This window comes from Mesobacillus maritimus (assembly GCF_019749255.1).
GTDB lineage: Bacteria > Bacillota > Bacilli > Bacillales > Cytobacillaceae > Mesobacillus_B > Mesobacillus_B maritimus_A.
In genome coordinates, this window is the sequence record NZ_JACWFH010000027.1 from 37,242 (window position 1) to 48,553 (window position 11,312).

Sequence of the window (11,312 nt, forward strand, 5' to 3'; positions counted from 1 at the left end):
CCCCAGTTCAAAGACCTCTGCTGAACAGTCAAGGTATCGATTAAAACAGCTTCATGTTTTGTATGTTCGCTTAGAGCGAATATGTTAATAAAATGAATGATAACAGACTGCACTCTGCTTTTATTTGCCGCATGCGGTACAGATGCACCAGAAGAAAATGCCGCACTAATGAATCAGAATGGGAGAAAGAAGATGTTCTCCCTCCAACCATCTTTTATCCTCCCCTCTTAAAATACCCCGCAACAACCGGAAAATCATCAAACTCCTTCTTCATCTCCCGAAACGAAATCACCCCATTCCCTCTCGCAAGCTCGAAATCTAGTGGATATTCATGACAATTCAATGGGGCATCCCGAAAGGTTTTGGTGAAAAATTCAATGGCCTCTTCCTCACCGTAAGCATAGATAAACACAAACTCCTTCGCATTTCGTTTCAGTGAGTAGACTCCCAGCTTCCGAATCCCAAGGTGATTGGTTTGAATCAGTTCTGCTACCTTCTGGTGATCGGCTTTTTCTAAGTCTAATTGATCGGTAGGGTCATTCATTAAAATTTTCCGCTCTGCTAATAGATGGTAGAGATAATGGGCTAACGAACATTGTTCTAAGCGAATGGATTCCAGATAAAGTTCTCCCACAAGCATAAGCACACCTCGAATGAAATTTTGTCAGTCGTTCTCTTCGTACTGATCAGGTTATGCAAGCGCAAAACTCTGGTCCTTTTGGTCCTCAATCTTCCCTGTATGCTCGTTATACTTCACCTTTATCACCCCAACCGCACCATTTCGATTTTTCGAGATAATGATTTCAAGGAAATGATTCTCAGACTCTTTGTCATAATACTTATCTCGATACAAAAACAAAATCACATCCGCATCTTGTTCGACGCTGCCCGATTCCCGAATATCAGACATCATCGGGCGTTTATTGGCTCTAGTCTCGACCGATCGATTCAGCTGCGCCAAACAAACGACAGGGCAATCAAACTCCTTCGCCATCGTTTTCAGCGCTTTGGAGATTTCCGTTACCTGCAAATGCACATTCCCATTGTAAAATTGACCCGAATGAATCAGTGTCAGGTAATCGATAAAAAGAATCGGTTTCTTCCCATGATACTGATGCATCAGTTTTCTCGTTTTCGCCCTCATTTCAGCCACACTTTGGCCAGCCCCATCAAAGATTTGAATATGGGTTTCCGTGAGATTTCCAAGCACATCCGCCCATTTATTCTTTTGACCTGGAGTCAGCATTTTATTCGGATCGCGCATTTTTGCCCGGTTATAGCCTCCAGTCGAAGCAATCAAACGGGAGGTAATCAGTTTCTTAGGCATCTCCAAGGAAAACACGAGCGGGAGGTACCCTGCCCAACCGGCCATTTTGGCAAAATGCAGCATCACATCGGTTTTCCCCATCGAAGGCCTTGCCGCAAGAATCGTCACTTCCCCGTCCTGAAATCCACCTGTCACTTCGTCGAGCTTTTTAATGCCCGTTGTCGCACTTTTCAAGGCAGCTTGCTCTTCCCAAGGGGCCTCATAGACATCTGCCAACGTCTGCTGAATGGACGCGTGATCCTCCATTTTCCCTTGGTTGATTTTATCCAATTCGGAAATAACCTTAGCAATCTCCCAATCATTCATCGCCGCAACATTCAAGATATTGCGCTTCTCCCGCTCCTTCCACAAATCAAGCAGGAGCTTCTCCGTTCCGTCAAACTTCTCGACGTCCGCAAACGATAACAACTCAGAAAGATACGACATTCCCCCGAATGACTCAAGGTCTGGCAAGGTGGTTAAGTGAATCAAGTCAATATGCTTGCCCTTTTGCGCGAACTCCACCATTCTTCGCATTAATTCTTTATGCCGTACATTTTCCAGATATTCAGGTTGAATCACCGTATCCTTAAGTAAATACTCCGCCTTCATCAAGCTTCCTAAAAACGTTTTTTCAGCGATGCTCATCATTCTTCCCCCGCTGTTAGATCAAAGACAAACTCACCTGGGATTGCTCTTCCGCTAGGAACCGATTGCGTAGATGGCCTTGATGGTTGCACAGGCTTTTGGTTCTCCTGATAAAATTCAATTTCCTCCACCGTCAGCACAGATTCATTTTCCCAGTTTTTTAGAATCCCAACCACATAGTTCAACCTTCGCTTGTTGTTGGCACAGGCAATCTCCATCGCTTTTAAAATCACCGCTTTTGGCTGTAAAAAGCGAGAATCATCCAACCAAGATAACAGCTGCTGTTTGCCGTTCATGTTCGAAAACCCAAATCCATTCTGATCCCAAAACTCAATAATCTCTTGAACGTCAGCACTCTTTTCATCAACCTGATTGAGATTCACCTTACCTGGATTCTTCTCTATATTTGGATTAAAGACTTGTTGTTGTTTTTCTTTTTCTTTTTCATTTTCTTTTTCTTTTTGCCCACGTATCGTAGGACGAGTCGGCAACGTATCGTCATTCACTACTTCACCAGTCGTTCTAGTTGGATGATTTTCCTCTTCGACTCGATGATTCTCGTCAGTCATTTCTTCTCTTTTATAAAACGATTCATATAAATCGTGAATTTCCTGTTTATGTATCGACTCCGCAACAAACTGGATCAGCGAAAGATCCTCAACCTCTCTTAATTCAGAAAGAATACAATCGATAATCGGTTTCCCACCTTTATGGAGATTATCCTTCCCCCAGTTTTTAATACCGAGTTCCCTAGTTTCCGGATTGTAGCGAATCAACTTGTGATGCTGAATAAAACGCTCCATCAACGAATGAACACTCTCAATCGAGTAGCCCAAATCAAACGCCATTTGTCTTTTGGTAATTTTATAGATACCAATTTGTGTCGTATAGGGATTCGTAAGCAAATATAGATAAAAATATTTATCCTCAGGAGTCATTGCTTCTGATAAAATTGGATTCCTCCAAAACTCTGTTTGCACCATACGGTATTTTGCCATTGTTAACCACTATCCTTTCCACCATGAAAATTTGCTTTCAATGTTGATATAGGGATTAATGGCGAAAACCGGACAGGCTAGTTTTTATGAAGTTGTGAATGTTTTGTGACAAGGGGCGATAAACTTATCCTTAATATGCCGTACCTGTAAATATAGGTTCCGCACTCCAAAGAAGCAGACTATATTAAAAAAACTAAAAACCTCACGAGCAAAGTTATCGTGCGGAAAAATATAGATTGGATAAATTTATACGTTATAGTATTTTTTGTTATTGGTTTAGACTTTAAATATTCCTATGAAACATAGACAAATCCGTGGTGTCACAGGTACTGGTCCCAAATGTAAGCCAGAAACGGGCTAAACCGAAGAAGTTTAAAAAAACACTAACATTTCTTAACCACCGTAAGTTAGTTTATTTTGTGTTTTCTTGATATTACAAAGGAGGAAAACATACACAGTTAACGAAATAGATAGGTGTATATGTTTTTTCTTTTGTATAAAAACTTTTAGGAGTGATTCTAATGGAATCAACTTTATATAGCTTTGCTGATAGGCTAAGATCAAAAGGTATTCATAATGGAAAGGAAATACTAAAACAAGGACTAGAAGAAGGGCTACCTCTTACATATGGTGATTTATACTGTATGAGAAAAAAATTAGATATAACATATGAACTATCTCCAAGAATAATATCCGAATTTATAAAAGAATACATTGGAGAAAGTAATAACCTCCATTTATTAGACCCATGGTGCCGTTTCGGTGAAATTATAAACTCATTATCTAAAAATACTATTAAATCAATCGGAATTTCTCCAACTGTTGACGATATAAAAGTTGCAGCAAAATTAAATAGTCAATATACAGTGGAATGGTTTAATGGTAACCCTTTAGAAGTTATAAGGAATTTTGAAGAGGATATTGATATTATAGCTAGTTGTCTGCCATTCAATTTCAATAAAGTTAAAAGAAAAGTAGGGGATATCGAAGTATACGATTTTGAATCCAACATATTATTGTTAGAATCCTCGTCCTTGCTAACTGAGCAAGGAATAGGATTTTTTGTAGTGCCATCGAGTTTTTTCTTCTCCACAACTAAGAACTCCGTTAGAGCCTTACTAGAAAAGTTCGGATTATACATAGATGCTGCGTTTTACATGCCACCTGGTACATTTGAAAATACCTCAATTGAAACATTTTTAATAGCAGTAAGTAAAAAGAAAGAGGAAACCATATTTGTAGCAGAATTATCTAATAAGGATAATATTAAAACAATAATAAAGAATTGGAGAAAAAGGACTGCTGGTAAAATCTTATCTTTAGGTTTTTTAAAAAGCAATAAAGAATTTGTTTCTTACGTAAAGATAGAAAAAGAATTAGAAGTTCACCGTTTAACAAATAAGACAAATTTATCTGCTGCACCTTTTAAATCTTTTGCATTAGAGGTCAACACCAAAAAAAACGGAGAATTTGAAGAAAAGCTAAACTCAATATATATCCCACTAATTGGACTTTCTAATGTCTTTTCAAGAAAAGTAGATTTAATGTTGAAAGAACAAAATTACCTACAAATAGTATTGAATTCTGATCTAGTTTCTGCAGATTATCTTGCAAATTGGTTTAATACTGAACTAGGAAAATTGATTAGAGAAAGTATCATGACCGGAACAACTATAAAACGTATAAACAAAACTAGTTTAATGTCCGTAGACATTTATATACCAAGTTATGAGACACAAATTGAAATTATTAGTCTTCAATCTAACATTTCTAATTTAAAATCAGAATTAACTAGCATTGAATCACAACTTTGGACTAAACCTGAAACATACAGATTACTAAAAAATAGGTTAAGACAAATAAATCGTAATGATAGTCTTGAGGAATGGTTTGAGCAGTTGCCCTTCCCACTGGCGTCTATTCTTTGGAAATATTACGCAACTAAAGAAACAAAGGAGAAAAAGGAATACCTTCTTTACTTTTTTGAAGCTTTCGCTCAATTCCAGGCTGTCTTAATGTTAAGTGCTTTTCAAAATGATAAAGAACTAGTAAATGGGGTTAGTATAGATCCGGAAAAAATAACCAGAAGTACATTTGGAACCTGGGTAGTAATTGGAGAACAACTAGCAAAATTGACCCGAACTATAATGTCTGGGGAGAATAAAGAACGATGTTTAAGGATGTTTAGGAATAAGAAAAGAGATTTAATCGAAGTAATAACAAGTAAAAAGGTATATCAAATTTTAAAAACAACAAATGGTTATAGAAATGATTGGAGAGGACATGGTGGTGTTGAAGGTGTAAAAGACTCTAGACTAAGATTAAAATCACTGGAAGCTGAATTGATTAAATTAAGAGAACTTTTGGGGGATGCCTTTGAAGGATATAAACTAATTAAACCAGGAATGGGCTATTTCGAATCTGGATTACATCATAATAGAGGGTCATTGTTAGTCGGTAGCAGGTCAACCTTTAAGGAAGAACTTATAACAACAGTAAGTGGAATGGATATTAATCATTTATATTTATTTGAGGAAGGGAATTATGAACCATTACAACTTCTTCCGTTTATAAAATTAATGCCAAGTCCAAGAACAGAAGAGAATGCTTGTTATTTTTACAATAAAATTGAGAACGACCGAGTGAAAATGATTTCTTATTACTTTGATAGAGAGTCTGAAGTAACAATTGAAGATGATAATATTAGTAGTATTATTAACGGTTTCAGAATTAGTGAATAAAATTAGGCACCAAGTTACTTTGAAAAGGGATGGCTATATCTCCCTTTTCATAGTTCCCATGCCTGTTACATATAAAAAAGACATCCTTTTGGACGTCTTTAGAAGTCTGGGTTTGTAATCTCACCAGGGTTAACTAGGTTCTTATCTTTTTCATCTTTATTTTGGAAAAAGATAATAAAGGATGTTAGAATAAACAGTAAACTAAAAGCTAGAAATACAAAAAGAAGAAATAGCCAAAGTGAATTAATCAAGTTCATTATGATAAATGCTACCTTCCCATTTTCCAGGAGAACCTGATAAACAATCGTAGTAATAACTAAAATAAAACCGGTTAATAAGGAAGATGCGGATACCATTATAAACTCTGATCTATAGTTGTTATCGTTCATTACTTCCCTTACTATTTTTGTGTTAAATATTGAAGCTAACACACTTAAACAAGCTCCATAAAAACCTAAACAAATACTTGAGAGCAACAATATACCCTCTAATGCCTTGTCAAATCCTGTGAATTTAAAAATAGGTAAATAAAAATATCCCGTGACACTTATGGTAATAGAGAGAACGAAAGTTATTATAATAAACCAATAACTAAAGCGCACTTTAAATCATCCTTAATATAAGATTTTTAAATCCTCCATCTTCCCTGTCATAAAGTTCAACCATATATTCGAATACTCTTATAGTATTTAGCTGACGATCATCTCTTAGGTCAACAGTTTTAGAAGCCTCCAATTTATGATTTATTAGATCGATTGGTTCCACGGGAGATTCCTCGTATTCCCTAGCTCTAATTCTTAACCTTTCAACTTCAGGATCGTCAACAAAGTCTTCGAGTAACTGTAGTGTAAAATCTTGATCAATTTCACCATCTCTTACAGGGCGAGAATTGAATGTTATTTCAATTGACGCTACACCTGGATTTCTTTCAAATAATCGTTCAATTAGTCCGTTGGCTTTTGTACCAACGACCTTTGTCGTTATTTTTCTATATGCTGACTGCTGAAAAGCTCTTCTTCTTGCAGTGGTATCAGTTATCATTGCAATGGAAAAGTTGTCAGCAACGCCTGCTTCCATAATGAGTGATTCAATAAATGCACCAATTGCACTAGGACCTAAAGAATCCCTGTTTCTCTGTATCATTAATATATGATGTTGAGGGTCATAAAGAACTGTCGCTTCATGACCGATATATTCATCATTATCTAAATTCAACATCTCTGAATCTCCGTGAAGAGTAGTCCTATTAGGCAACGAATAGTTCAATCTCTCGAAGGTTAGATGAAAATACTGAGTATTATAATCAATGCTTATCTGCGAAAGCCTTGCTGGTTCTCCGTTATAAGTATAAACCCTCTTATACTCTACTAAACCTGTATCCCTTGCATCCTGATACTGAGTTCTAATATGGTCAAATATTGGTGCTAAGTTTAACCTTATTGTCCTTCCAGCTTCATTTTGAGTTACACTTTGAAAAAAATTAAAGCCTATTCTTTTTAATCTTGACATATTCCAATACCCCCCATTTAATTATTAGATTAATGGGGGATTTATTACAACCCTTACCATTCGTCAAAATACGACACCCACCCCTTCTTTTAAAGCTCTTCTCAAGTGAAAGTAAAAAGAGCCAAGGAATACTCTCCTCGACTCTTAAAACAATCAAACATATACCTTTTTACTTTTTTTCTATGTCAGGTCACCTCAAAAACGCTAATAAGTTAACCATATTTTTGCTTAATTTCAGCAATCCACTCTAGAAGTTTGGCAGTTGCCTTCATATAATGCCTTTACAAATTGCCATCCGATTGATGGGTTGCCTTGTTAAAATCAATACTTCTAATCAGTTCATTAATGTAAGGAATTCGGAGTGTTTCACTGTCCACCGGTTGTATGCTGTACGTGAGGTAATTTTAGAACTGATTAAAATAAGAATATGATGTGCATCGGAGGGGGAGAAGGAGCGTGGCTTTACGCATTTTTTTAATACTTTTACTCTTAGTATAAAGAATTCACTGTGGCTAATAATCTAAATGTCATGGCATTGGGTGCATTTCTTTATTTTATATTTTGTTGGCGCGATAGAGTTTAAAAATATGTATTTATGTGGGACAGACGAACCGTCCCCATGTTTCTAATAACCGCACGTGTGAAAATTCACAGTGCGGTCAATTGTATAAGATTAAATTTAGTCTTTAGGATCTCCACTAATTTTAAAAAATGGAAAATAAATTCAATTTATGAATCTCATACATAATGATAAAAACAATTAGTACTAAAATAGTCACAACAACATAACCAGGTGGGGTTATATGAACCCAGTAAATCAAGTAAAATTTAGGTTATTGACAGTGAATATCCCCATTTTTTTACGACTTAGTAAGGAAGGTGCTTACAATTAAACTTCATCCGGCTATTAAACATTTATCCGAAACACAGCTAGAAGAATTGATGGCAGAATATTATGATGGAGATTACACAGTTACGATCCTAATGAAAAAATTCAAGATAAAGGCACATTCAAGTCAGCTTGTTTCCTTTTTCCCTCCTTTGGTTTTAGAGGAAGAAAGTGAATATTGTAAGAAACCATTGTTAAAAAATCGTCCTTCTCGTACTGGATACTCTAGCTTACAACCTTTCTGCCCAGTTTGTAATCATGTAGTTGGTCAATCGTATTGCCGGTGTCAAAATTGCCAAAAAGAATATGTCGACCAAAAACTACACCAAGCCGAAAAGGAAAGTATTCAGACGGAAGAAAAAAGGCTAGCTATAAAAAAGGCCTATGATCCCAACCTATTTCAAAAGGTAGAAGAACAAAACTTAACATTGTTTCAGCGAATATCACTAGCTGCCCTGCTCAGGCTTGGTTTGGATGAAGAAGGGAAGGTAATTCATCCACCTATCGGATATTTGAAAAAGTTAACCCCAGAACCAGATTTAAGTGGTGCACTCTTATTAGCGTTAACCAAGACCAATATCATCATCCCTGATATTCATTCTAGTATTGATGCATTTGAGGATGGAGATCAATTTCCTACTAGTTTTCGGATTTTTTATGTTTCATACTATTTAAACTTGGCTCCCGAAGACGGGGATACTGCCGCTATGTTCAAACGACTTATGATGCCCGATCCAACTCTATATAACGAGAAAAAAGACATTTGCTTTGGAATATGGAAAGAAATCGCAATGAGTGAAGTCCTAGAATACCTAAATTATAGTATTGAAAAGATTGGTTTTGAATTAAATCCTGGAAAAAAAACTATGGCTATAATAACCTCACTTTTGGAAGATTATTCAGTTTCTCAACTGTATTCGATCATATACCGCTCAATTGCTAATACAGCCAAATATTATCAAGAAAATAAAATTACACGTAAACATGCTGGTAATATGGTGGTTACACACATCCAACGATATGGAGAAAGAGCCAAAGCTGAAGGTTGGGAGATAAAAGGATTCAGCTGCAACTATAACCTCCCCCAAACAGTAATTAGTGAAATTTTCTTTAACAGGATATTAAACATTGGGTCTCTTGGTTTTGAGATGCCACCTACAAAAGATAGGAAAAAGTGATAATATGTAAAAAAAAGGCGCCCGGTACCATTCAAATTTTGGATGGTGCCTGCGCCTTTATCACTTACCTATAAAACCTTCAATTCAGATGGCAACATGGTTCAATATACAAAAACCGCAAGAGTGAAAATTACGCAATATGCGGAATATCGGTATAATTCTATGGGACGGGGGTTTGCCCTATTTAAACTCCAAAAGCAAAGTTTTGAGGGATACCGGTGGTCGGGGTTTGAAAATGTGTTATAGTTACTAATTTAATAGCACTTTGTGTTAGTTGTGTGTGAAATTTGTGTAAAATATTTGAAATGTGGGAAAACATTTAAATAGGTCTGTTTGTATTTTGTATAAAATCACCGTACTAATTATTGCAAAACTATTTCTCAAATCCCAATAAATTAATGTTCCCACTAGAGTGAAATTGCTTCTTTTACTAAAGACATAGCATTCTCAGCCTTACTAAAGTAGTCTGAGTGCCAACCTTTATTATCTTTTAATAGAGTTATGTTCCCTTTTAAAAACATATGTCTTGAACTCTCAAAAGGGACTACTAAATCATGTAAGCAATTTTTAAAAATTATCTTGTCAAATATATTAGATACTATTGTTTTAAACCATTTGTCTGATTCACCTGTATGATAACCTGCTAATAAAACAGCGCCCTTTATATTAAATGGCATTTCATTTAATGAATTTAGGAATACTGAATTAGGTATCATATCCCTGAGACCAAGATCTTCATTAAATCTTACGTAATATGATAATAAATCTCTTAGTATATAAATCGTCGATGGATTGGGATTCATCATGAGCCCAGCTACTATAATGGCCATTCTAGGAAACGTTAATATACGATGGCCAAATTTCGCAAATGGTGTCCCGTTATGCGGTGTACCTGCAGTAATGAAATTTCTTAGAGTATGATTTGCAATTTTAGATAATTGGTTTACAATCATACTTCTTACAACCAATCCGCCTTCGCTATGCGCAAAAATATCTAATTTAATATTTGAATACAATAAATTAGTAATAGTTAGAACTTCGGTTAATTGTTCTCCATTTTCTTCGATACTGACTTTATTTGGAGAATAACTATATCCGTATATCTTATTGTATTTTTTACTCTGTCTTAAAGCTTTTTTTAGTTCTATAAAGTTATCTTCTGTCCTTGACATAAATCCATGAACAATTAATGCAACATTTTCATCATTGAATTTCTGTCTTTGATCAATTGGTATTGAGTATTCATTATTTTCATCAAATATTTCATAAAGTCTAGGATTATATTTATTGAATATACTTTTTATTGTCTTTGAAAAATTCGCAATAAATAAGAAATATCTATCACTGACTGACTTTTTTTTAGTGCTATTCATTAATTTTAACGTAGTAACGTTATTCTCCACCTCAAGGGGTACTAGTTTTGAATAACTAAAAGGTGGATATTTTGACCGATTAATAATTTTTTCAAGTTCTATCTCATTTTCGAGAAAATCAGATTCATAAAAAGTAAAGATAAAGTCAACATCTTTTGGAACATTGATATAAATTGTCTCTTTATCCCTAGTTAGTTCTCGCATTCTTTTATTAAAATCTAATCCGCTAGTTCTATTTTGTAATTCATTCTCCGTTAAAAGGTAAAAAGGAAGTTCCTCTGTTTCTAATATCTCTCTAGAAATGTTAAAGAATGTATTAACAGTTTGAGAGACATTATTATCATAAGACTTGTAGAAATGATTGTCTTTAAATTCAAGATTATCTAACTTAACATGAAAATCATTATTATTTGTTTTCCTTTTAGCTTTACCCTCTCTATAAAAGGCAAATCTCATAACTACCTCCTAAATTATCAATAGAATAGTATTATATCTCACTGGTATTTAATGACACTCGAATTTCCATAAATAGTTAGCATTATTATATTTGTCTAGTCATTTTCATTTTCTTCAACGAACCAAATTGGCCATAAATTTTTGCATCATCAATGTTTCGACTACTACTTTTGATTTGCTTAACTAATATTTCGTCTAAGTTATAGTATTTTCC

The 11,312-nt window shown here is 35.1% G+C and carries 8 protein-coding genes; 2 read left to right on the top strand and 6 right to left on the bottom strand.

Going from position 1 to position 11,312, the window contains the following annotated elements:
* Window positions 1-214: 214 nt before the first annotated feature.
* Genes H0185_RS18575 through H0185_RS18585 form a run of 3 tightly spaced genes read right to left on the bottom strand, consistent with a single transcriptional unit; the run spans window position 215 to window position 2,952 of the window.
* A complete protein-coding gene (locus tag H0185_RS18575) occupies window positions 215-640 on the bottom strand; it encodes a hypothetical protein (protein ID WP_221874988.1) in 426 nt (141 codons plus the stop codon).
* A gap of 51 nt (window positions 641-691) precedes the next feature.
* Window positions 692-1,957 (bottom strand): replicative DNA helicase, encoded by a 1,266-nt coding sequence (locus H0185_RS18580; RefSeq protein WP_246629282.1) that lies wholly within the window; start codon window positions 1,955-1,957, stop codon window positions 692-694.
* A complete protein-coding gene (locus tag H0185_RS18585) occupies window positions 1,954-2,952 on the bottom strand; it encodes a DnaD domain protein (protein WP_246629283.1) in 999 nt (332 codons plus the stop codon). The genes H0185_RS18580 and H0185_RS18585 overlap by 4 nt, the downstream gene beginning before the upstream one ends.
* A 521-nt stretch (window positions 2,953-3,473) precedes the next feature.
* Here H0185_RS18585 and H0185_RS18590 point away from each other — a divergent pair.
* Window positions 3,474-5,693: a restriction endonuclease subunit S domain-containing protein gene (locus tag H0185_RS18590; protein ID WP_221874989.1), complete on the top strand. Its 2,220-nt coding sequence runs from the start codon at window positions 3,474-3,476 to the stop codon at window positions 5,691-5,693.
* A gap of 98 nt (window positions 5,694-5,791) precedes the next feature.
* Here the strand turns inward: H0185_RS18590 and H0185_RS18595 are convergent, their stop codons facing one another.
* Window positions 5,792-6,295 carry a hypothetical protein gene (locus H0185_RS18595; protein WP_221874990.1) on the bottom strand — a complete coding sequence of 168 codons (504 nt, stop codon included), beginning with the start codon at window positions 6,293-6,295 and terminating at the stop codon, window positions 5,792-5,794.
* A gap of 1 nt (window position 6,296) precedes the next feature.
* Window positions 6,297-7,202: a DUF6731 family protein gene (locus tag H0185_RS18600; protein WP_221874991.1), complete on the bottom strand. Its 906-nt coding sequence runs from the start codon at window positions 7,200-7,202 to the stop codon at window positions 6,297-6,299.
* Window positions 7,203-8,081: 879 nt separating this feature from the next.
* Here H0185_RS18600 and H0185_RS18605 point away from each other — a divergent pair.
* The gene (locus tag H0185_RS18605; protein ID WP_221874992.1) at window positions 8,082-9,269 is read left to right on the top strand and encodes a hypothetical protein; all 1,188 of its coding nucleotides are present in this window, start codon (window positions 8,082-8,084) and stop codon (window positions 9,267-9,269) included.
* Window positions 9,270-9,676: 407 nt separating this feature from the next.
* Here the strand turns inward: H0185_RS18605 and H0185_RS18610 are convergent, their stop codons facing one another.
* Complete coding sequence (locus H0185_RS18610) at window positions 9,677-11,098, bottom strand: esterase/lipase family protein (RefSeq protein WP_221874993.1); 1,422 nt, start codon at window positions 11,096-11,098, stop codon at window positions 9,677-9,679.
* Between the last annotated feature and the right edge of the window lie 214 nt (window positions 11,099-11,312).